Consider the following 22,026-nt stretch of genomic DNA (forward strand, 5'->3'; position numbering starts at 1 on the left):
TGCTATTGCCCGCAAATATTCTGTAGCCGGACCCAATCGCGGTCGGGCAGTACCTGTTCCAAAGTACGACCCGCCATCGGATCGGCTTCTATCAATCCAAGCACGGACTCGCCTGTGATATCAAGCGCATAGGCGTATGGGGTCGAGGGCAGTGCGGTCTGTGCAAAAACCGCGAGCAGCACGTCATCGCTTAGCTGCGGCTGTGGACCGGATAGAACCTGCTCAGTGTAGGTGTCCACGATCTCGGGCGTCAATTCGCCGGTGGTCAGCAACCGAAATGCGGCACTCGGGCCTGTACGGTCCAACAGATCGTCCAGCGGTTCCTGCTGAGTTGCCCGCGCGCGCGCGGCTATGATGTATCCGGCGGCAACGGCTGGGTCTTCGTGATCTTCGACCAGTGCCCGGTTTAGCAGTACGGTTCCACCCGGCAGGCTCAGGCTGTCAGGCAGACCTGCTGGAAGGATCACGATTTGGCGGACACCGGTGCGGCGCGCCAGCTGATCCAGCGACGCTTGCGCATCAGGCGAAGAGCAAGCCTTGCCTGACACCCTTTCGATCCGCTGCAGGATTGCATCGCCGATTTCTTGTTGCTTGACCTCTGGCACTACCGAAACAACATGGCGCTGCAGTGCTCTGGGTAGCCAAAACAAAAGCACTGCCAAGACCGCCAGAACAACCCCTGCAACGCTGAGCCAACGCAGCCGTCCGGGATGTGGTCTGGCACGGTCGATGGCGCGCTGCAGCCGGTCAATTGCTTCGATCATTGTGGTTTCAGATTCTGCAAGCTCCAGTGTTTCGCCGGGATCGCCGTCGGGATTGAATATTGCAGGGTAGGTTCCGGGGTTTTGTCGCTCTAGCGCCGCCAGCGACCAATGGGTCAGCGCGCTGTCATTGAAGTCAGAAATCGTCAGAGTGGCTTCACCAATCGATACGACTACTTCGCGCCGTTGCTCATCGGGCGAGGGACGCCACAGACCGGTGGCTTCGATCCGCTGGTACTGTTTGAGTGCGGTCATCGGGTAATGCTGCTCGAATATTATTTTGCGCCAAGCTTAGCATGGCGAAAACCAGCGGCGCAAACCTGTTGCGCAGTGTTTGTGAAATGTGCTGAGTGTGCCGGGTAAGTTTCGGCCAGAACGGGCTGATTAAGGGCAGAGGCGCGGATGCAGTCACAACAACAAACCCATTCAATCATGGCGTCGTTGCTGATGGTTGCGGCCATGTCCATTATCGGCGTGATCGACAATTTCGTGATCCGCGTGGCCGAGAGCGTGGGGCTTTGGCAGTTTCACCTAAGTCGCGCCTTACTGATGCTGCCGCTGATCGCGGTGTTGTCGATATTGGGTTTGGGCACCTTGAGGCCCCGGCGGATTGGTGTCGTCGCGGTGCGCAGCGTGTTGATCACGCTGGCGATGCTCTTCTATTTCAGCGCGCTGGCATTGATGCCCATCGCTCAGGCGCTTGCCGGGTTATTCACATCGCCGATATTCGTGCTGTTGATTTCGGCCCTTTTGTTGAAACAGCGCATAGGTCCCTGGCGGATCGTGGCTGTTTTATTGGGGTTTTCGGGAATTCTGTGCGTATTGCAACCGGACCCGACATCGTTTGATGTAAAGACGCTGCTGCCAGTCGCTGGTGGCTTCTTTTACGCACTCAGCGCTGTTGTAACGCGCACCCACTGTTCCGACGAAAGCACTGTTGCGCTGCTTGCGGCGATGGTTGTCACGCTGGGGCTTGCAGGGGCGATCGGACTGATCTGGCTTGCCCTGTTTCCGGTTGGCGTGCCAGTCGGGCCGGATGGCTTCGCGATGCGCGGTTGGGTTTGGCCGATGCAAGACGCGTTGCCTTGGGTTGTGGTTCAGGCCGTGGGCTCAACAATTGCCGTTTTCATGCTGATCAAAGCCTATCAACTGGGCGAGCCATCATATGTCGCAGTCTTTGAATACTCGGTCATGATATTTGGCCCGCTCTTTGCCTGGGTGGCGTTTGGGCAGTCCGTCGGGCAGATGCAAATCATCGGCATTGGCATGATCGCCTCTGCCGGAGTGCTGCTTGGGTGGCGGGAGCGGCGGTTATCCTCGCTACAGCAGGCGGCGCAGTAAGAACGGAATAGAATCGGCTTGTATCCCTCTTAGCATCGTTTCGAGATGCAGATCAAAGCCCGTTCGGAATACTGATTTGTTTATTCAAAACCAGTAAATTGCGGCGAAACTGACCTAATTTGGCCTCAAATGTGGCAAAACTAAGTCCAATTGAGGCACAACTCTAAGACCTTCTGAGTTGTTTGAAGGTGCCAACAGGGGGACGGCACGTGTTAGAGTTAGTGAGTGTTTCGGGGTATTCGAAACGTGAAGTGAAAGGCCGACAGGCCTTTGTGGGACAGGCCGCATCAGCGCGTCGTGGGGGATTGCTGCACGGAACCAAAGTGTCCACAACAGGGGGCTGGAAACGGGTCGAAAGACTGGTTGCAGGCGATCTGGTGCGGACACGGGACCATGGGTTCAAAGAATTGAGGCGCGTTTGCGTTGACCGGATCGTGGTGGCGGGAGACGAGCGCAGGCCCGAGCATTTGCCGGTTCTTGTGCCATCCCGAGCAGCATACAATGGGCGTCCTGTTTGGCTGATGCCGGAACAAGGTATGGCGTTGGATCAAGGCAAGCTTGGTGTTGGAATCGAGGGGGTTTCGATCATTCCAGCTCGAACGCTCAGCGGGGTGGGGCGTATTGAGTCCAGCACACCTGCGCAGTCCTTCGATGTCACGTCATTATTCTTTGACGAGGATGAGCTGGTTTTTATCGAGGGCGGATTTCAGGCTTATTGCCCGTCCGGTCGCATGAATACCGGGTCAAGTCGAAACCCGGAGTTTTATGAAGTCGCGGATGCTGAACACGCCGATCTTCTGATCGAGGCCGTGACCGGCAAAGGGAACCTTTCGGCTTTAACCAACCCGTTGGCTGCGTTACCTGCACCCATTCCGCAAGAGCCAATTTTCCCGATCCGACCGGCATTGGGCGTACGTCGACCCGGGCGACCGGGGCGGCCCAATATGCCTGCGCTGTTCCTGCGGCCTGAATGGCAGCTGCAATAGTAGGTGTTTGAGTATGAAGCAGGCGCATGGGCTCATGCGCCTGCTGTCTTTGTTCAGGCGGCCTGTGCTTCGGGGTTGAAGCGGCCATAGAAGCTCTGACCTTTTTCCGCCATCTCGCGCAGCAGCGGCGGGCAGGTAAAGCGCTCACCATAGGCTTCGGTAAGTTGATCGCAGCGTTCGGCGGCGTAGGGCGTACCAATGATGTCCAACCAGCTGAGCGGGCCACCGGACCACGGCGCAAAGCCCCAGCCAAGTATCGCACCCACGTCGCCCTCGCGGATATCTTCCAGAACACCTTCTTCCAGCGCACGGACGGCTTCCAGAACCTGCGCGAACATCAGACGCTCCTGCACTTCGATCAGGTCGGGCTGGTTTGCGGCATGTGGGTATTTGTCCTGCAGGCCCTTCCAATACTCGACGCGTTTGCCCTTGTCGTCATAGTCGAAGAATCCTGCATTGGCCTTGCGACCCAGACGACCTTGTTCTTCCATCCAAAAGATCAGATCATCGCCCGGATTTTCCGGGTAAGCGTTGCCCATAGCTGCCTTAGTAGCGCGGGCGATCTTGGCCCCCAGGTCAATCGAGGTTTCGTCGTTCAGCTGAATGGGTCCTACGGGGAAGCCCAACTGACGCGCCGCATTGTCGATCAGAACAGGGCTGACGCCTTCGGTGATCATCCGCAGACCTTCGTTGATGTACGGAATAATGCAGCGGTTGGCGTAGAAGAAGCGCGCGTCATTGACCACGATCGGTGTCTTGCGGATTTGGCGCACATAGTCCAGCGCCTTGGCGACAGCACGATCGCCGGTTTCCTTGCCTTTGATGATTTCGACCAGGAACATCTTCTCGACCGGTGAGAAGAAGTGGATGCCAATGAATTGCTCGGGCCGTATGCTGGCCCTGGCCAGATCTGTGATCGGTAGGGTCGAGGTGTTCGACGCAAAGATGCAATCCTCGGGGATGATCGCCTCGACTTTCTTGGTCATTTCAGCCTTGACGCCGGGGTCTTCGAACACGGCTTCGATGATCAGGTCGCAGCCTTTCAGGTGCTCCAGATCGGGCGTGGCGGTGATACGGGCCAACAGGGCTTCTTTCTTCTCAGCCGTCGCTTTGCCGCGCTTGATCCCTTTATCCATGTAGCTTTCGCTATAGGCTTTGCCCTTGTCGGCAGCCGCCTGATCGCGGTCGATCAGAACGACCTCCATCCCGGCCTGTGCCGAGACTAGCGCGATACCAGCCCCCATCATGCCGGCACCCAGAACGCCGATCTTCTTGACCCGCTGATCGGGTACATCCTTGGGTCGCACTGCGCCTTTCTCCAGCGCCTCCTTGTTCAGAAACAGCGACCGGATCATCGCTGACGAAGACGGGTTCATGAGCACGTTGGTGAACCAGCGCGCCTCAATCTTCAAGGCGGTGTCAAAGTCAACCAATGCGCCTTCATAGATCGAACTCAGCAGAGCCTTGGCCGCCGGGAAGGCACCTTGGGTCTTGCCGTTCACCATGGCGCTTGCGCCCACGAAGGTCATGAAACCGGCGGGGTGGTAGGGTGCGCCGCCGGGCATCTTGTAGCCCTTGGCATCCCACGGCTTTACCAGATCGGCATCCTTGGCGTTCAGTACCCATTCCTTGGCTGCCGCAACCGGATCATCCGCCACCGCGTCGATCAATTGCGCGCCTTTGGCCTTCTTTGGGTCCATCATCTTGCCTTCAAGCAAGACGGGTGCCGCCGCCATTGCGCCGACCATACGGCTGTAGCGCATGGTGCCGCCTCCACCGGGGAAGATACCCAGCAGAATCTCAGGCAGGCCGATCTTGGATTTCGGATTGCTGGTCATCACACGGTGATGACAGGCCAATGCGATCTCGGTCCCGATCCCTGCGCAGGTGCCGTTGATGGCACAGGCGACCGGCTTGCCGCCTTTTTTGGACTTGGGGTCCATGCCTGCCAGTTCCAGCCGACGCAGGATGTTATGGCCACTCATGACGAAATCGAACAGTGCCTGCGCGGGTTCGTCGCCGGCCTCCTGTCGGATCGTGGCGAGCGTGCTCAAGTCCATGCCGCCTGCAAACGACCCTTCTTTGCCACTGGTGATAACGATGCCCTTGATCTCATCATCCGCCAGCGCCTGATCGATCAGATCACCGACCAGAGTGAAGGCCTCGCGCGACAGGACGTTCATGGATTTGCCGGGAACGTCCCAGGTGATGAAGGCGACGCCGTCTGCGTCTTTGCTCAGAGTGAAATCAGTCATTGTCATCTCCAATCTGGTCAGCCGTCAGCGGGCTGCCATCCTTGCGAGTGAAAGAGAATCCGTTCTCATCATCTTTCACCATCATGTCTATATCGCTGTAATAGCCGGTCTCGGTCGGGGTCCGGGTGCCCACCACCAGAAAGGTTGCGGGCGTGTCGGTTTTGTTCACAAGGTGATGGCCATTGGCCTCACCTGCAGGCCAAGCGGCGCAGTCACCAGGCAGCATCTCATGCTCGCCATCATCATCGATCAGCATGCATTTGCCGCTGAGCATGATGGCAAACTCGTCCTGCTCAATGTGGTAATGGCGCAGCGAGGATAGCCCTGAGGGTTCCAAACGTACGATGTTGACCCCGTATTGGGTCAGCCCGCCTGCATCTCCGACGCGCTGGACAAAACGACCCGCGGTGGCCTCGGCTAACTTGCCGGGATAAGATGAACCGCCTTTGAACGGTATCTGAGAAAGATCCAGTTTGGGCATCAGACGCGCTCGATAATTGTTGCCGCGCCCATACCGGATGCGATGCAGAGTGTGGCCAGACCGGTTTCCTTGTCCTGACGCTCAAGCTCATCCAGCAGCGTACCGATAATCATCGCGCCGGTTGCACCCAGCGGGTGACCCATCGCGATCGAGCCGCCGTTCACGTTCACCAGCGCCGGATCGACGTCGAACGCCTGCTGGAAGCGCAGCACGACCGAGGCGAAGGCTTCGTTCACTTCGAAAAGGTCAAGATCGCCGATTTTCATTCCGTTGTCGGCCAGAATTTTCTCAGTCACCGGAACCGGACCGGTCAGCATTATGGTCGGATCGGTGCCGATCTTGGCAGTTGCTTTGATGCGCGCGCGCGGCTTCAGGCCGTATTTCTCGCCGAACTCCTTATTACCGATCAGCACAGCGGCCGCACCGTCCACGATGCCCGAGCTGTTGCCCGCGTGGTGTATGTGGTTGATCCGCTCAAGATGCGGGTATTTGATCATCGCCACCTTGTCGAAGCCCGGCATCTGCTCACCCATCATTGCGAAAGACGGGTTCAGCGCGCCAAGCGACTGCATGTCTGTGCCGGGACGCATGTACTCGTCGCGGTCCAGAATGGTCAGACCGTTCTGATCTTTGATGGTGATCACCGACTTTTCAAACCGGTTGTCTTCCCAAGCCGCTGCTGCGCGTTTTTGGGATTCAACGGCCAGAGCATCGGCATCATCGCGGCTGAACCCATATTCGGTTGCGATGATGTCGGCCGAGATACCTTGCGGCACAAAATAGGTTTCCATCGCCAACGACGGGTCAACGGCAATCGCCGCACCATCGCTGCCCATGGCCACCCGGCCCATCATCTCGACACCGCCTGCGATATAGGCTTCACCCGCGCCGCCTTTGACCTGGTTTGCCGCCAAGTTCACAGCTTCCATGCCCGAGGCGCAGAAACGGTTGATCGCCAGACCGGGGATCGATTCATCTAGATCCGAAGCCAGAACTGCCGAGCGCGCCAGACAGCCACCTTGCTCCATCACCTGCGTGACGTTGCCCCAGATCACATCCTCGACGGCGTGACCTTCCAGATTATTGCGCTCTTTCATTGCGTTCAGGGTCAGGGCGGACAGGCGCACCGAGGTTACCTCGTGCAGGCTGCCATCCTTGCGGCCCTTGCCGCGCGGCGTGCGCAGGGCATCATAGATATAAGCTTCGGTCATGGGGTCTTCTCCTTAAGCTCGATCCGACGGGTTGCCGGGCATCAGGTCGTAGGGGTGTTTCCAACCGGGCTGTTCGCTAAGGCGCGTCAGCCAGGCATCGATGTTGGGCCAGTCGGCGCGATCAAAGCCAAATGGTTCGGGATAGTATAGGTAGCCGCAGCAGCTGATATCAGCATTGGTCACGCCGTCACCAACGATCCAGTCGCGGCCTTCAAGATGGGCGTTCAGTGTCTGATAAGCAGCCTTGAGGCGACCCTGATTGAACGCGATCACATCCGGGTTGCGGTGCTTTTCGGGCAGGAAGTTAATCAGGAAACGGGTCAGCCCAGCCATTGAGCTAAGCTTGTGATTGTCCCACAGAACCCATCTGAAAATCTCGTAGTTCTCATCCCGATCCTTGCCGCCGAATTTGCCGGACTTCTCGGTGACATAGGCCTGAATTGCCCCAGACTGACTGGTGCGAAAATCGCCATCGACCAGTACGGGTGCTTCGCCCATTTCGTTCACTTCGGCCCGGAATTCAGGGGTGCGCGTTGCGCCGTTGAAAAAGTCGACAAAGACTGCTTCCCACTCCAGACCTGACATCTCAAGCGCCAGAGCGGCTTTGTAGCTGTTGCCGCTTTCACCGAAGCAATGCAGTTTGATGGTCATTTGAGCGCCCCTCCCAAGGCGTATTGCGCGTTCAGCGCTTTCTTGCGTCCAGCTCGGAGTTAAAGATGCGCAATCTGTGCGTCAGGTTCTCGTGATCAATCACGCTATTGAAATTCTCGAACAGGAACGACAAAGCCTCACCTTCATCCAATCCCGCCTCTCGCGCGAAACCGCGGAGTTTGCGATAGCCATCCTCGGTCATGGCGACGGGAAAGCGGCGGGTCAGGCGAAAGCGTTTTGGCATCTTGTCTCCTCCAAGGGTGGGTTCGGGCTACGACGCCCGAGCCCACACTGAGATCAGAAGTTCGCTGCGTCCAGCGCCATTACCGTGTCCGCTCCGGTTTGGATGCGCGCCAAATGCATGGCTGTCGCGGGCAAGCGACGGGCCATGTAGAAGCGACCGGTATTGATCTTGGTCTCGTAGAACTCTTTGTCCGAGGCGCCACCATCCAGCGCTTCGCGAGCGGCTTTCGCCATCTGAGCCCACATCAGGCCCAGGCAAACATGACCAAACATGTGCATGAAGTCATACGAACCGGACAGCGCGTTGTTAGGGTTCTTCATGCCTTCCTGCATGAAATACATGCCAGCGGCCTGCAGGTCCTTGGACGCGGCCTTCAGCGGTTCGATGAACGCTTTGTCATAAGCTTCATCCTTGCCGGCATTTTCCTTGCAGAAGGTTTTAACCATCTCAAAGAACGCCATGACATGCTTGCCGCCATCCTGCGCCAGCTTCCGGCCAACAAGATCCAACGCCTGAACGCCGTTTGCCCCTTCGTAGATCATCGCGATGCGGGCGTCGCGGGTGTATTGCGACATGCCCCATTCTTCGATGTAGCCATGGCCGCCATAGACCTGCTGCGCCTGAACGGTCATGTCGTAACCTTCATCCGTCAGGAAGCCCTTGATGACCGGTGTCAGCAGCGAGATCAGCCCGTCCGCATCCTTGTCACCCGAGCGGTGCGCCTTGTCGATCATGGTCGCGCCCCACAGGATGAACGCACGTGCGCCCTCGGTGAAGCTTTTCTGATCCATCAGGTTGCGGCGGATGTCCGGGTGCACGATCAGCGGATCGGCCGGGCCATCCGGGTTCTTCACACCTGTTACGTCGCGGCCCTGCAGGCGGTCTTTGGCGTATTCGACGGCGTTTTGATACGCTGCCTCGGCCTGGGACAGGCCTTGCATGCCCACACCCAGACGCGCTTCGTTCATCATCGTGAACATGGCGCGCATGCCTTTGTGCTCGTCGCCCAGCAGCCAGCCGGTGGCCTCGTCATAGTTCATGACGCAGGTCGAATTGCCGTGGATGCCCATCTTTTCCTCGATCTTGCCGACCGAAACACCATTCCGCTCGCCCGGAGTACCGTCTTCGTTCACGATAAACTTCGGGACAATAAACAGCGACACACCTTTGATGCCCTCGGGTCCGCCTGGAATTTTGGCCAGCACCAGGTGAATGATGTTGTCGGCCATGTCGTGATCGCCCGCAGAGATAAAGATTTTCTGACCGGAAATCTTGTAGCTGCCATCGTCCTGCGGCTCGGCTTTGGTACGCATAAGCCCCAGATCGGTGCCGCAATGCGGTTCGGTCAGGTTCATGGTGCCGGTCCATTCGCAGCTGACCATATTGGGCAGGTACGTGTTCTTCTGCTCGTCGGTTCCGTGCGCCAGAATGGCTGAGGCTGCGCCGTGGGTCAGGCCCTGATACATCACAAACGCCTGGTTCGCGCCCGAGAACATTTCGCCTACCGCAGTACCAATCACATAAGGCATGTTCTGGCCGCCATACTCTTCCGGCATGTCGAGGCCAGTCCAGCCGCCTTCTTTCATCTGCTCGAAGGCATCTTTGAAACCTGTTGGGGTGTACACAATCCCGTTTTCCAACCGGCACCCTTCGATGTCCCCAACCACGTTCAGCGGGTGCAACACATTGGTGGCAACTTTGCCCGCTTCTTCCAGAACCGCGCCGGTAAACTCGGCCTCCAGTTCATCATAGCCGGGGATATCCGACTGCGAGACTTTCAGAACATCGTGCAGGATGAACTGCGTATCTTTGGTTGGCGCGTTATAGACGGGCATGTGAAGCTCCCTTAATTCATATGTCCGAAAGGCCGGGCTTATTCGGCGGCCTTCTTTTCCTGTTTCATCGAGGCGATAACCTTTTCGCCCCAGCGCAACTGCTCTTTTAGTTCGTCAATGGCCTGCGTCAGCTCTTCGCGGCGCGATTCCATGTCAGCAAGGCGCTCGCACGCGATTTCATAAGTGCGGGACATCTGGGTCAGCTGCTGGTCACCCACGTGGTACAGGTCCAGAAGCTGGCGGATCTCTTCGAGGCTGAAGCCAAAGCGCTTGCCGCGCAGGATCAGTTTCAGGCGTGCACGATCCCGTTTGGTGAACAAGCGCTTTTGGCCCTCGCGGATCGGAAACAAAAGCTCTTTGGCCTCGTAGAACCGCAATGTGCGGGGCGTGACATCATAGGTCTCGCACATTTCGCGGATGGTCAGCAGATCTTCGGTCATGGTTCAAACTCTCATCACTGGCGTCATGCAATCTGAGTTGCGCAGTCGATGAGCGTTTTACAACACACAAGTGACGTTTACGTAATGCGGACGCTGCGTCACAAAATAGTTGACGTAACATCCAGTCGCGTAAGCAGGGGTTTCGGCAATTTTCTTGCCGTAGGGGAAGGGGCTATTTCAGCAGGCCGACGGTCTGATCGCGCAATTGCTGAAGCGCATCCATTGCTTCATCCAACTGCGCGCGCTGCTGGCGCAGCTCTTCCATTTGACGATCGGCCATCTCGATAAAGGTCGCCATCTGCGCCTGATTGCCCTGATCTTCGTAGATCAGCAGCCACTGACGAATCTCTTCCAAAGGAAATCCAAACTTTCGACCACGCATGATCAGTTTCATCCGGGCGCATTCACGAGGCCCGTAAAACCGCGACCTGCCTTCACGGTCAGGCTGCAGCAATTCGATGTATTCGTAATAGCGCAGGGTGCGTGGGGTCACGTCGAACTCGGCGCACATTTCTTTGAATGACAAACGGGTGTCGGACATTCCGGGTCTCCTTGGCAGCAACCTAGGGCGTCGTTGCGGCAAGCGCAACAGGTGGGCTTGCCCTTGGTGTAAACGCAGGCCCATAAAGGGGCAGGTACAAGGACAGGACCCAACCCCATGGTCGATAAGACAGTTTTAGCGCGCCAGTTCATCGAGGCGATTCCGCACGCCAAGGCCTTGGGGCTTGATCTGACCCACATCGGAGAGGGCGAGGCTGAAATCTCGATGCCCTATAACGAGCAACTGATCGGCGATCCTCGGACTGGCGTGATCCATGGCGGGGCTGTGTCGGCCATGCTGGATACCTGTTGCGGTGCCGCAGTGATGAGCCACCCCTCAGCCCCGGGAGGAACCGCCACCATCGATCTGCGTATTGATTACATGCGGGCCGCAACGCCGGGTCAAAGTATCCGGACCCGCGCGACCTGCTATCACATCACGCGCAACGTGGCTTTTGTGCGGGCGACGGCGACGGATGATGACAGCGACCGTCCCGTTGCCACCGCTTCAGGTGCCTTCACCGTGGAGGGTCGCTAAGATGGCAAGACCTCGCCCAGAACCTATGCAGGTGGTCAAGCAACGCCGTGATGCCGCATTGACCGCGCTGGTCGAAGGTGTGCCGTATATTCGGTTCCTTAATATAACATTCGACCGGCGGGGGGACGAACTGACAGGCGTTCTGAATTTCGATGAGAAGTTGATCGGTAATCCTTTTCTACCCGCTATCCACGGTGGGGTGACAGCGGCGTTTCTGGAAGTCACTGCCGTAATCACGCTGAGTTGGGAACATATGTTTCCCAGGATTGAAAGCGGTGAGATCGGTGCGGAGGACATCCTGACTGACGTGAATATCCGCTTTCCCAAAACCATCGACTTCACGGTCGACTACCTGCGGTCTGGCCTGCCGCGAGACGCCTATGCGCGCGCTTTCATCAATCGCTCGGGTCGACGTTATGCCTCTGTCCGGGTCGAAGCCTGGCAAGACAATCACGCCAAACTCTTTGCGCAAGGTACGGGGCACTTCTTGATGCCGCAATCTCCGACACCGAAAGACTAAAGATGGAGGACACCTCAGCGCCCATTACCCATAGGCGCGTCCTGAAAATCGCGTTGCCGATCGTGCTGTCGAACGCGACCGTACCGATCCTCGGGGCAGTGGATACCGGCGTTGTCGGTCAGATGGGGCAGGCCGCCCCCATCGGGGCTGTGGGTATGGGTGCGGTGATCCTGTCGGCGATCTACTGGATATTCGGCTTTCTGCGGATGGGCACCACCGGGCTGGCGGCACAGGCGCGCGGTGCAGGTGACACTGCAGAAACCGGAGCGTTGCTCATGCGAGGCTTGCTGCTGGGCGGAACAGCAGGATTGGTTTTCATTGCCGCGCAGGTTTGGGTATTCCTTGGAGCTTTTGCACTGTCGCCCGCCAGCGCCGAAGTCGAGTCTCTGACGCGCGCCTATCTGGAGATTCGCATCTGGGGCGCTCCGGCCACGATTGCCCTTTATGCGGTGACAGGCTGGCTGATCGCAGTCGAACGCACGCGAGGTGTATTCATCCTGCAGATATGGATGAATGGGCTGAATATAGCGCTGGATCTATGGTTTGTGCTTGGCCTGGGCTGGGGTGTCGAGGGCGTTGCCATCGCGACACTGATTGCCGAGTGGACGGGTCTTGCCCTGGGTTTGTGGCTTTGTGGGGATGCGTTTGGCGGCAAGCAATGGCGGGATTGGCCGCGTATTTTTGATTCCGCACGGCTGCGCCGGATGATGCAGGTGAATGGCGATATCATGGTGCGCTCGGTTCTGTTGACCGGAGCATTCACCACGTTTTTGTTTGTCGGTTCCGATCTGGGCGACGTGAATTTGGCGGCCAATCAGGTGTTATTGCAGTTTCTCGAAATCACCGCATTCGCTTTGGACGGATTTGCTTTCTCGGCTGAAGCTCTTGTCGGAGGAGCCGTCGGTGCTCGCGACCGCCGGAAGGTCCGGCGCGCGTCGGTCATGGCTTCGCAATGGGGCGTTGGCGGGGCCATCGGGCTTGGGCTGGTGTTTTACCTGGCAGGGCCTGCGCTGATCGATCTGATGTCGACATCGCCTGAAGTTCGTATGACGGCACGCGAGTATCTGCTCTGGGCTGCTCTGGCACCGATCATCGGAGTGGCAAGCTGGATGTTCGACGGTATCTATATCGGCGCCACCTGGACCCGCGATATGCGCAACGCGATGATCCAGTCAGTCGCGCTGTACGTGGTTGCGTTGTTCGTGCTGGTGCCAACGATGGGCAATCATGGGCTTTGGGCCGCGCTGATGGTGTTGAACATCGCACGGGGCCTTACGCTTGGTTGGCGCTATCCGCGACTTGAGGCACAGATCGCCTAAAGCAAGTCCAGCAGGTTCTCGGGTGGGCGTCCGATAGTGGCTTTGTCGCCCGCGATGGCCAGCGGACGCTCGATCAGGATCGGGTGTTCGGCCATGGCCTGAACAAGCTCCTCATCGGGCGAGGTCTTGGCCAGGCCAAGCTCTTTGAACGTTTTCTCTCCGGTGCGCATCATGCTGATCGCCGGGATATTCAGTTTGGCCAGAACCGTCCGGATTTCATCGGCCGAGGGCGCGTCTTCGAGGTATTTGCGCACCTCAGGATCTGCGCCGTTTTCCTGCAGCAACGCCAACCCCGCGCGGGACTTGGAACAGCGCGGATTGTGCCAGTATTCGATCATAGCCAGTCCTCTCGTTTGCTGCCCACCGCGTGCGCGACCGAATCGAAGCCGTCGCGCTCCAGCAGCGTGTCCAACCCCTGTGCGATGTCAGCGGCCAGGGAAATCCCGCCATAGACCATCGCCGTGTAGAACTGCACTGCGGACGCTCCGGCGCAGATCTTGGCATAGGCCTGTTCTGCCGTACTGATGCCGCCGACCCCGATCAGCGGGATATCTGCGCCTGTCAACTGGCTGAGCTGCGCCAGCACCCGCGTCGATTTCTCGAATAACGGCGCGCCGGACAGGCCTCCGGCCTGATCCTTGTGCGCACTGCGCAGGCCATCGCGCGACAGTGTGGTGTTGGTGGCGATCACCGCGTCCACGCCGGTTTCACGGGCGACAGCGGCGATATCCTGCAATTCGTGCTCAGTTAGATCCGGGGCGATCTTCAGGAAGATCGGGATCGGGCGGGGCAGGGCGTTTCGGGTTTCGATCACACCGCTCAGCAACGCAGTTAGCGCCGCTTTGCCCTGCAAATCTCGCAGCTTTTCGGTATTGGGCGAGGACACGTTGACGGTGGCAAAGTCCAAATGCGCAGCGCAATGGGCAAGCACTTTTGCGAAGTCTCCGGGCCGATCATCACTGTCTTTGTTGGCCCCAAGGTTCAAACCGATCACCGCGTCCTTTGGACGCTGCGCCAGACGCGCGGCCATGACCTCCATTCCCTCGTTGTTGAAGCCAAAGCGGTTGATGGCGGCGCGATCTTCGGTCAGGCGGAACAAGCGCGGTTTAGGATTGCCGGTCTGCGGACGGGGTGTCACCGCCCCGACTTCGATAAACCCGAACCCGGCGCGTGAAAGCGGCAACAGTGCTTCGCCATTTTTGTCAAACCCTGCGGCCAGTCCGACGGGGTTGGGCAAATCCAGACCCGCGACTCGGGTCTTCAGCCGGTCCGATGTGACCGGCCCAGGCGTCGGTGCAAGCCCCGAGGTCAGGGCCTTGATCGAAAGCCCATGCGCGGTTTCCGGGTCAAGACGGTGCAGCGCAGCGAGCCCAAGTTTTTCGGTCAGTTTCATCCGAAGGAATCTCCACCCTCTGTCGGCGCGCAACGTATCAGGCGCGAGGTTTCAACGGCGGCCTGCCGGTGTATCACCGCGGCGCGATAGGCAGGGTCGGTCACCATCTCAAGAAATGCGTGGGCGGTGGGGTAGCGGGCGATGAACACAGCATCCCAAGCCTCATTTTGTGGACCGATCAGCATAGTCTGAAATGCGCCGCGCCAAAGGATCGACGCTCCTATGCGGGCGACGATAGGCGCGGTTTCAGACCCGTATTTGCCATAGGCCTGTGCGCCGGTCAGATGTGCGCCGGCCAGTGCGTGATCGGACGGATACTGAGCTGTTTCGCGAAACTTCACCAGATTGAGCATCTCGATAGGATGGTCTCGATCGAGGGCCTTAAACGCCTCGAACTGTTCGCGTTCGGGATCGATGAAGCGTGTCATTCCATCTCCTGCGGGAACTGGTGCGCCTGACCGTCAAAGGGCAGATCGCGTGACCAGACCACATCCGACATTTGAATCTGGCGGTAGAGATGGGGGAACAATGCGCCACCACGCGAAACCTCCCATTTCAGATCATCGCCCATTGCTTGGCTATCACAGGCCAAGAGGGTTAGGCCCTCGACCCCGGCAAAATGCTTGGCAGCGGTTTCAGCGGCCTGTTCTGCGGTTGAGAAATGAACATATCCATCCGAAACATCAATCGGTGCACCATCCGAAGCCCCTTGTGCTTGCAGGTTTGCCCATTCATCGGCGCGGAAGATCTTGTAAATCAGCATGAAGTCCTGATGCCCCGCACGACGGGTAGAATCAAGCCGGATTTCCCCCTTTGACTCTTCGCCACGCAACGCGCACCATCGCGCAAAACAATCATAGGGAGTTTCACGATGTTCACCCGTTTTCTGGCTTCGGCTGCGGTATTGGCACTCAGCGCCGGTATGGCGGCTGCCGAATACAAGCTTACGATTCTGCATACAAACGATTTCCACTCGCGCTTTGAACCGATCAACAAGTACGACAGCGCCTGTGGCGACGAAGACAATGCCGAAGGCAAGTGCTTTGGTGGATCGGCGCGCCTTGTGACGGCAGTCGAAGAGGCCCGCGGACGGGCCGATAACTCGATCCTCGTTGATGGGGGCGACCAGTTCCAGGGCTCGCTGTTCTATACCTACTACAAGGGTAAGGTTGCGGCTGAGTTCATGAACAAGCTGGGCTATGACGCCATGACTGTGGGCAACCATGAATTCGACGATGGCCCTGAGGTGCTGCGCGGCTTCATCGACTCGGTCGATTTCCCGGTGCTGATGTCCAACGCCGATTATGCGGATGAGGAACTGCTGACCGACAAGATCAAGAAATCGGCTGTGATCGAAGTGGGCGGCGAAAAGATCGGTCTGATCGGACTGACGCCGGAAGACACGCACGATATCGCGTCACCCGGTCCAAACATCACCTTCTCTGATCCAGTTCCTGCCGTTCAGGCTGAGGTCGACAAGCTGACCGGCGAAGGTGTGAACAAGATCATCGTTCTCAGCCACTCAGGCTATGTCGTCGATCAGCGCGTGGCGCAGGAGACCACGGGCGTTGACGTGATCGTGGGTGGGCATTCGAACACATATCTTTCGAACACATCCGACAAGGCCGCCGGACCGTACCCTACCGTCGTAAACGGGGTGCAGATCGTTCAGGCCTATGCCTATGGCAAGTTTCTGGGTGAATTGAATGTGACGTTCGATGATGACGGAAATGTTGTATCCGCTGAGGGTGAACCGCTGATCATGGACAATGCGGTGACCGAGGATCAGGCCGCGCTGGACCGCATCGCCGAGCTGGCCGTACCGCTCGATGAAATTCGCAACAAGGTCGTCGCGGAAGCGTCAGCTTCGATTGAAGGCGACCGGTCCGTTTGTCGCGTGCAGGAATGTGAAATGGGCAATCTTGTTGCGGATGCCATGCTGGCGCGGGTTGCCGATCAGGGCGCCCAGATTGCGATTGCGAACTCGGGTGGGCTGCGCGCCTCGATCGATCCGGGTGAGGTGACCATGGGTGAGGTGCTGACAGTTCTGCCGTTCCAGAACACGCTCTCGACCTTCGAGATCAGCGGACAGGGCGTGATTGATGCTCTTGAAAACGGGGTGAGCCAAGTTGAAGAGGTCAAAGGCCGCTTCCCTCAGGTGGCAGGAATGACATTTACCTGGGATCCATCGGTTGCCCCGAATGAGGGCCGGATTGTTGAGGTCATGGTCGCCAAGGATGGCGGTTTCGAAGCTATTGATCCAGCTGCGACATATCTGGTGGTGACAAACAACTATGTCCGCAATGGCGGCGATGGTTATTCTGTGTTCTCGGGTGATGACAAAAACGCCTATGATTTCGGGCCTGATCTAGCGGATGTTACGGCGGAATATCTAGCCGAGAACGCCCCGTATCAGCCTTATCTGGACGGGCGCATCAAACAGAAGTGATGTGACCGGAGAAGCAAAAAAGGCCGTCTCTCGGGGCGGCCTTTTTTTTGGTCAATCGAACCTGTATTCGGGCCACAACGCCTGATCCAGCCCATCTAACATCGGCTGAATTTGATCCGCAACCTCTTGCCAGCCACCAATTGACCCGGTTGAGATTTTCTTGCGCACCTGATCGGTGCTGGCGGTGCGGACTTTCCTGGTATTTTTCTCAGGGGTCATCATCCGCTCATCCCAGTCGATACCGCAGAAGGCGGCGACTTGCTGGATACAGGTTTTGGGGTCGACTACCAGGTCCTCATATCGAACCGTTAGAATACGATCACCGAACAGCTTTTCCCAATGAGAAAGATAGCACCGGTACAGGTTGGCCGAGTGGGCAATCGATTCAAGATTGGATGCATAGCGCATACCCGGTGAGTGAAAACGCCTGATCCATTTTGATAGCCCCACATCCCTTGGATCGCGCAACATGTTGATCACGCGGGCATTCGGGAACGCTGACAATATGAAGCCGAGCCTTTGATAGTTGTGTGGCATCTTGTCAACGAATGCGGTCGAGCTTTCGGGTAAGGGTGGCATCAGCCTGCGAAACTCTGCTGCACATTCAGCAGCTGCGTCTGCGTCAAATGGTTTGCCGCTCTCTCTGACCTTTTGGGATAATTCACCTACAATCGTCAGCTCTCCACAGCCGGCGATATCCGGCGCCGAACTAAGCATCATTTCCATCAGTGTTGTGCCTGATCGTGGCTGTCCGACCACGAATATCGGCTTGGGCCCATCGCTTACGCCTGCAGTCGCAGGGGGTACATTCAGGGGAAAAAACGTGCTGATTTCTTCGAACCGTTTCTCTTCTTGCGTACTGTCATAGGGATTCACGTTGTGTTGAATGGCATTGGCCCGCGCAAAGTGGGGGAGCGCCGAGAACAGCCCATCACGTTTGGAGATCAAGTGCGCCTTTGCGAATTCAAGCACCGAGTTGGCGTGATCACTTCCTGAAATTGCGGTGTCGACAGCAAGCGCAAGGCTCTCGGCATGGTCATTGTCCACCATTAGAGACATTTGGTAGAGTGCCGCCGCGCAAAACTTGTTTCTCTCGAGTACAGCGCGCAAAATGGTTTTTGAGCCCTCTTTGTCGCCCGTTTGATACAAGTCTACGGCTTTCGACAATGCGATTTTTTCATTTTCAGGTGCGATCCCAAAAGCGCGGGCAATGTCCTGAGAGCTGTGATCGGAGAACCCGACCTCTCCGTAGGCGCGGGCCCGCAACCAAAGCAAATCTGCATTGTCAGGGTCTTTTTCCAGTTTTTTCGTCGTATGGTCGATGATCAGGCGCCAATTCTGTCCCTTGAGCTGAATTTCATCAATGACGCGGACCAGTTCTTTGTTATTCGGGAAGCGTTCAAGTTTCTGCTCGGCATAGGACAGCGCACGCGGAATTTGACCTGTCTGCATTAACGCGTTGGCGAGGTTTTCGACAAATTGAGCATCGTCCGGTTTCATTCGCGATGCTTCAGCGAAGTGTGGAATGGATTGCTTGTACCGCTTCATCTCGGTCAGGACAAAGCCTGCGATTGCTTGGTAATCGGCATCCTTGGGGTGTTTCTTGATGCCAAGCTGCGCTTTTTTCAAGGCCTGCGGCAACTTCCCTGTCTCCAGATCGGCCAATGCTTTGCTCTTGAGGGAATTTGCGGTCTGCTGTGCCATTTGTGCGCACGTCCCATGCCAATAAGAAACCAGTATCGATGGTTCATTACCCAAGCGAAGATGGTTTGCAATGGCTGTTCCGTATTATGGTCTGGTACCTTCAACAGCGGCTTGGGTTTTCTTCCGGCACCATGCGGGATAGACCGTTGATATGGTTTTGAAAGTCTCCAGCCTGCAGCAATTCTACAACCACACGTTTGATACGATTATCGACGTGCGTAGCCCGGCTGAGTTCGCCGAAGACCATATGCCGGGCGCTATCAATCTGCCGGTTCTGAACAATGAAGAACGGGCACGGGTCGGTACCATCTACGTCCAGCAAAGCCCGTTTCTGGCCCGCAAGCTGGGTGCTGCGCTGGTGTTTCGCAACGCGGCAGGCCATATCGAGGATCACCTGAGCCATCATGAGGGCGACTGGAAACCGCTGGTCTATTGCTGGCGTGGCGGGCAGCGATCAGGATCATTTACCTGGATGTTGCAACAAATCGGCTGGCGCGCCGAGGTGGTTGAAGGCGGCTATCGCAGCTATCGCCGACTGGTAAAGCAGTTCCTCTATGATGAAGTGTTGCCATATCGATTAGTCGCGCTGGATGGTTATACCGGGACGGCCAAGACAGACCTGTTGGGCCATCTAAAGGCGCAAGGCGCGCAAGTGCTGGACCTTGAAGGGTTGGCCAATCACCGAGGCTCATTGTTGGGCGAAATGCCGGGTGGGCAACCCAGTCAGAAAGCCTTCGAATCCGCGCTCGCCGCTTCCTTGGGCGAGCTGGATGCAGCGCGTCCGGTGGTTGTTGAAGCAGAATCATCCAAGATCGGAAACCTGATCCTCCCGCCCAGCCTGTGGTCGGCCTTGTGTGCTGCACCTCGCATCCAGATCACAGCACCGATTGCTGCGCGCACCGCGTATCTGGTGTCTGCCTACGATGACATTCTGTCGGATAGCGAACGGCTACGTGATCGATTGTCTCCACTGCGCATTCATCGCGGTCATGAGGTTGTGGATGGTTGGCTTGAATTGATCAATGCCGGCGACAAGCGTGGACTGACACAGGCATTGATGGAACAGCATTACGACCCGGCCTATGCCAAATCGCGTAAGGCGCAGCGTGCCGAAGTGATCGCGCAGATTGAGGCACCGTCACTTGATGATACCGGGCTGTCGGCGACGGTGGCTCGGATTAAGAATGTTCTGGATCAGCTTTGAACACGCAGGCCCGATGTAGCGTCGATGTGACCAATCAGGGCGGCAGGGTAACCGGCGGCGCGTAGTTCCGAGCATACTTGCTCGGCTTTGTTGGCATCGACGGCCGCCAAGAGACCTCCCGCAGTCTGAGGATCGAATAATAAATCCGCCTTGCCGCCGGTCGGAAGGCCTGGGGCGATGGCACGGTTGTCGGTGTAGATTGTAGATCGAATGCCCTGATCACTGAGCTCTGCCGCACCTTCCAGAGCTGGAATCGCGTCCAAAGACAGGGTTGCCCCGCAGCCAGACGCTTCGCATACCCCTTGCAGGTGACCCGCCAGACCAAAACCGGTGACATCCGTCATCGCATGGGCATTTTTCAGGATGCGGGACGCCTCACCCTGCGGCTGTATCATTTGCGCGAAAGCTGCCGCGACCCAGGCGCCTTCCGCCTTGCCCGCCATTTCGGCCGCCATCAAAACACCGCTGCCCAACGGCTTTGTCAGGATCAAAGCGTCATTAGGTTTTGCGCCACCCAGCGTGATCGGTTCAGCATCACAGAGCCCGGTCAGAGTGAACCCGATGGTCATTTCGTCACCCATTGAACTATGGCCGCCGACGATCTCAGCCCCGGCTTGGTGCATGACGTCGCTGGCAATATGCATGATCTCAGCCATTGTGCGCTGCTGCAACTCAGCTGACATGCGCGGCAGGATGATCGTTGCTGTCGCAGCCTGCGGACGAGCGCCCATTGCCCAGATATCACCAAGCGCGTGGACAGCGGCGATACGCGTCATCAAGGCGGGATCGTTGGTGAAGCTGCGTAAGTGATCCGATGTCATAACCTGTCGCGTGCCACCGGTTAGCAGCACCGCCGCATCGTCACCGGGCAGGGGTGTAATGTCGGGCCTGTCGAGCTGCGGCAACTCCTGCAATGCGGCCTGCAAAGCGCCTCGACCCACCTTTGCACCACACCCGCCGCACATTGGTTTTTCTCCCAACGCCTCTTGCAGCCCTGCTGCGTGATGACGGGGCAATGCGGTGGTGGGCATTTGGGGCAGTTCACGGAACCGGTACATGAACTTCTGATCGATATGGTTTTTCCATTGCCACATGAGCGGCCCGCTGAATGATGTTCCCAATCGCTCGGCCAGTGCGGATTTTCCACCCAGAGAGATGAGTTTCAGGTAATCCTTCTGCGGCACGTAACGCCGCATATTCCCAGACCCTAGCGCGGCGCGCAAATTGTCATACAATATTGGTGCCTCGCGCACTGCGTAGACCCCTGCCTTGGGGCGCGGGTTCTCGGACAGATGGGCGCAATCTCCCGCGGCGAAAATCGCCGGATCGCTGGATTGCAGGGACGCGTTCACTTTGATGAAACCGTCATGCAGCGCGAGGCCGGTATTGGATATCCACTCATAGGGCCGCGCGCCTGCAGCACCGGTGATGAAATCGGCCGGTATCTGGCGACCGTCCGTTAGCTCGATTTCGCCCGCAGAAATCTTCTGGATTGATGCGTTTTCCAGAACTTCGATCCCCAGGTGCGCCATCGCCTGCCGGATGGTAGCGGATGCCTTCGGGACAGTCGCTGTCAGGGCTGTTGCACTGTCGATCAACGTAACCTGCGCTTCACGTCCTTTGGAACGCAGTGCATGGGCCATCGCCATGACTAGCTCTACTCCCGCAACGCCACCACCGATCACGGCGACCGAGGCGCGGCCCGTCCCTGAAAGATAGCTTTGCCACTGCGCGGCGAAGAGGCCGAGCGGCTTGGCCGGAACGGCATGCTCGGCGAATCCCGGCAATGCTGGCATATCCGAGGTGATCCCGACATTGACCGAGGCCACATCAAACGCCACCGGCGGGCGTCCGGGCACATGGATTTGGCGTGTGTCCGGGTCGATACCTTCAACTGCGCCCAGTATCACCCGCGCACCGGCAAAGCGGGCCAGACGCACCAAATCAATATCAAGCTCCCACCGCTGATAGTGACCCGCGACAAATCCTGGCAACATGCCCGAATAGGGTGCGGTAGGACCGGGGTTTATCACCGTAACCCGCGCGCCGGACAGCGGTTTCATGCCCCATTTCCGCAGTAGCAGCGCGTGCGTGTGTCCTCCGCCTATCAGAACCAGATCGCGGGTTAGGGGCAGCAGAGGTGTGTGCATGGGT

At 57.7% G+C, this 22,026-nt stretch carries 22 protein-coding genes; 7 read left to right on the forward strand and 15 right to left on the reverse strand.

Annotated features, from left to right (window positions below; all coding sequences use genetic code 11):
• Positions 1 to 2: 2 nt before the first annotated feature.
• Entirely contained in the window at positions 3 to 1,016 is a 1,014-nt protein-coding gene (locus ACR0KC_RS14060; protein ID WP_170401308.1) for a hypothetical protein, read from the reverse strand.
• 147 nt (positions 1,017 to 1,163) lie between these two features.
• Here ACR0KC_RS14060 and ACR0KC_RS14065 point away from each other — a divergent pair, with 147 nt between their 5' ends.
• Both ACR0KC_RS14065 and ACR0KC_RS14070 read left to right on the forward strand, forming a co-directional pair.
• Complete coding sequence (locus ACR0KC_RS14065; RefSeq protein ID WP_480706668.1) at positions 1,164 to 2,102, forward strand: DMT family transporter; 939 nt, start codon at positions 1,164 to 1,166, stop codon at positions 2,100 to 2,102.
• A 209-nt stretch (positions 2,103 to 2,311) separates the two neighbouring features.
• Positions 2,312 to 3,088: a Hint domain-containing protein gene (locus ACR0KC_RS14070; protein ID WP_480706667.1), complete on the forward strand. Its 777-nt coding sequence runs from the start codon at positions 2,312 to 2,314 to the stop codon at positions 3,086 to 3,088.
• Positions 3,089 to 3,141: 53 nt separating this feature from the next.
• On the opposite strand, the gene ACR0KC_RS14075 is transcribed toward ACR0KC_RS14070, so the two are convergent.
• From ACR0KC_RS14075 to ACR0KC_RS14110, 8 genes are all read right to left on the reverse strand, one after another.
• On the reverse strand, positions 3,142 to 5,343 hold the full coding sequence (locus ACR0KC_RS14075) for a 3-hydroxyacyl-CoA dehydrogenase NAD-binding domain-containing protein (RefSeq protein ID WP_480706665.1): 2,202 nt from the start codon (positions 5,341 to 5,343) through the stop codon (positions 3,142 to 3,144).
• Positions 5,336 to 5,824 (reverse strand): cupin domain-containing protein, encoded by a 489-nt coding sequence (locus ACR0KC_RS14080; protein ID WP_480771970.1) that lies wholly within the window; start codon positions 5,822 to 5,824, stop codon positions 5,336 to 5,338. Before ACR0KC_RS14080 ends, ACR0KC_RS14075 begins: the two co-directional genes overlap by 8 nt.
• Positions 5,824 to 7,035 carry an acetyl-CoA C-acetyltransferase gene (locus ACR0KC_RS14085; protein ID WP_170420896.1) on the reverse strand — a complete coding sequence of 404 codons (1,212 nt, stop codon included), beginning with the start codon at positions 7,033 to 7,035 and terminating at the stop codon, positions 5,824 to 5,826. Before ACR0KC_RS14085 ends, ACR0KC_RS14080 begins: the two co-directional genes overlap by 1 nt.
• A 12-nt stretch (positions 7,036 to 7,047) precedes the next feature.
• A complete protein-coding gene (locus ACR0KC_RS14090) occupies positions 7,048 to 7,686 on the reverse strand; it encodes a glutathione S-transferase (protein ID WP_170420898.1) in 639 nt (212 codons plus the stop codon).
• A gap of 31 nt (positions 7,687 to 7,717) precedes the next feature.
• Positions 7,718 to 7,930, reverse strand: a complete 213-nt coding sequence (locus ACR0KC_RS14095; RefSeq protein ID WP_170391916.1) for a hypothetical protein — start codon at positions 7,928 to 7,930, stop codon at positions 7,718 to 7,720.
• A 53-nt stretch (positions 7,931 to 7,983) separates the two neighbouring features.
• Entirely contained in the window at positions 7,984 to 9,765 is a 1,782-nt protein-coding gene (locus tag ACR0KC_RS14100) for an acyl-CoA dehydrogenase C-terminal domain-containing protein (RefSeq protein ID WP_480706661.1), read from the reverse strand.
• Between the two features lie 38 nt (positions 9,766 to 9,803).
• Positions 9,804 to 10,205 carry a MerR family transcriptional regulator gene (locus ACR0KC_RS14105; RefSeq protein WP_039536426.1) on the reverse strand — a complete coding sequence of 134 codons (402 nt, stop codon included), beginning with the start codon at positions 10,203 to 10,205 and terminating at the stop codon, positions 9,804 to 9,806.
• A 172-nt stretch (positions 10,206 to 10,377) separates the two neighbouring features.
• On the reverse strand, positions 10,378 to 10,746 hold the full coding sequence (locus ACR0KC_RS14110; protein WP_170391912.1) for a MerR family transcriptional regulator: 369 nt from the start codon (positions 10,744 to 10,746) through the stop codon (positions 10,378 to 10,380).
• A gap of 117 nt (positions 10,747 to 10,863) precedes the next feature.
• On the opposite strand from ACR0KC_RS14110, the gene ACR0KC_RS14115 reads away from it, so the two are divergent.
• The 3 genes from ACR0KC_RS14115 to ACR0KC_RS14125 are packed head-to-tail and all read left to right on the forward strand — an operon-like array spanning position 10,864 to position 13,122.
• A complete protein-coding gene (locus ACR0KC_RS14115) occupies positions 10,864 to 11,283 on the forward strand; it encodes a PaaI family thioesterase (protein WP_010438901.1) in 420 nt (139 codons plus the stop codon).
• A gap of 1 nt (position 11,284) precedes the next feature.
• Entirely contained in the window at positions 11,285 to 11,803 is a 519-nt protein-coding gene (locus tag ACR0KC_RS14120; protein ID WP_170635955.1) for a PaaI family thioesterase, read from the forward strand.
• A gap of 2 nt (positions 11,804 to 11,805) precedes the next feature.
• On the forward strand, positions 11,806 to 13,122 hold the full coding sequence (locus tag ACR0KC_RS14125) for an MATE family efflux transporter (RefSeq protein ID WP_480771971.1): 1,317 nt from the start codon (positions 11,806 to 11,808) through the stop codon (positions 13,120 to 13,122).
• Here the strand turns inward: ACR0KC_RS14125 and arsC are convergent.
• Genes arsC through ACR0KC_RS14145 form a run of 4 tightly spaced genes read right to left on the reverse strand, consistent with a single transcriptional unit; the run spans position 13,119 to position 15,278 of the window.
• Complete coding sequence (gene arsC, locus ACR0KC_RS14130; protein ID WP_480706656.1) at positions 13,119 to 13,460, reverse strand: arsenate reductase (glutaredoxin); 342 nt, start codon at positions 13,458 to 13,460, stop codon at positions 13,119 to 13,121. The genes ACR0KC_RS14125 and arsC overlap by 4 nt on opposite strands.
• The gene (locus ACR0KC_RS14135) at positions 13,457 to 14,515 is read right to left on the reverse strand and encodes a quinone-dependent dihydroorotate dehydrogenase (RefSeq protein WP_480771972.1); all 1,059 of its coding nucleotides are present in this window, start codon (positions 14,513 to 14,515) and stop codon (positions 13,457 to 13,459) included. The genes arsC and ACR0KC_RS14135 overlap by 4 nt, the downstream gene beginning before the upstream one ends.
• Positions 14,512 to 14,943 (reverse strand): DUF1330 domain-containing protein, encoded by a 432-nt coding sequence (locus ACR0KC_RS14140; protein WP_170420906.1) that lies wholly within the window; start codon positions 14,941 to 14,943, stop codon positions 14,512 to 14,514. The genes ACR0KC_RS14135 and ACR0KC_RS14140 overlap by 4 nt, the downstream gene beginning before the upstream one ends.
• On the reverse strand, positions 14,940 to 15,278 hold the full coding sequence (locus ACR0KC_RS14145; protein WP_170563662.1) for a DUF952 domain-containing protein: 339 nt from the start codon (positions 15,276 to 15,278) through the stop codon (positions 14,940 to 14,942). The genes ACR0KC_RS14140 and ACR0KC_RS14145 overlap by 4 nt, the downstream gene beginning before the upstream one ends.
• 108 nt (positions 15,279 to 15,386) lie before the next feature.
• Here ACR0KC_RS14145 and ACR0KC_RS14150 point away from each other — a divergent pair, with 108 nt between their 5' ends.
• Positions 15,387 to 16,964: a bifunctional metallophosphatase/5'-nucleotidase gene (locus ACR0KC_RS14150; protein WP_170594839.1), complete on the forward strand. Its 1,578-nt coding sequence runs from the start codon at positions 15,387 to 15,389 to the stop codon at positions 16,962 to 16,964.
• A 51-nt stretch (positions 16,965 to 17,015) separates the two neighbouring features.
• On the opposite strand, the gene ACR0KC_RS14155 is transcribed toward ACR0KC_RS14150, so the two are convergent.
• A complete protein-coding gene (locus ACR0KC_RS14155) occupies positions 17,016 to 18,668 on the reverse strand; it encodes a tetratricopeptide repeat-containing sulfotransferase family protein (protein WP_480706652.1) in 1,653 nt (550 codons plus the stop codon).
• Between the two features lie 151 nt (positions 18,669 to 18,819).
• Here ACR0KC_RS14155 and mnmH point away from each other — a divergent pair, with 151 nt between their 5' ends.
• The gene (mnmH, locus tag ACR0KC_RS14160; protein WP_480706650.1) at positions 18,820 to 19,872 is read left to right on the forward strand and encodes a tRNA 2-selenouridine(34) synthase MnmH; all 1,053 of its coding nucleotides are present in this window, start codon (positions 18,820 to 18,822) and stop codon (positions 19,870 to 19,872) included.
• Here the strand turns inward: mnmH and selD are convergent.
• Positions 19,863 to 22,022, reverse strand: coding sequence for a selenide, water dikinase SelD (gene selD / locus ACR0KC_RS14165; protein ID WP_480706648.1), 2,160 nt, complete (start codon positions 22,020 to 22,022; stop codon positions 19,863 to 19,865). The two genes, mnmH and selD, sit on opposite strands and share 10 nt — an antisense overlap.
• Positions 22,023 to 22,026 lie beyond the last annotated feature (4 nt).

The sequence above is a fragment of the Ruegeria sp. CF3 genome (assembly GCF_056537365.1).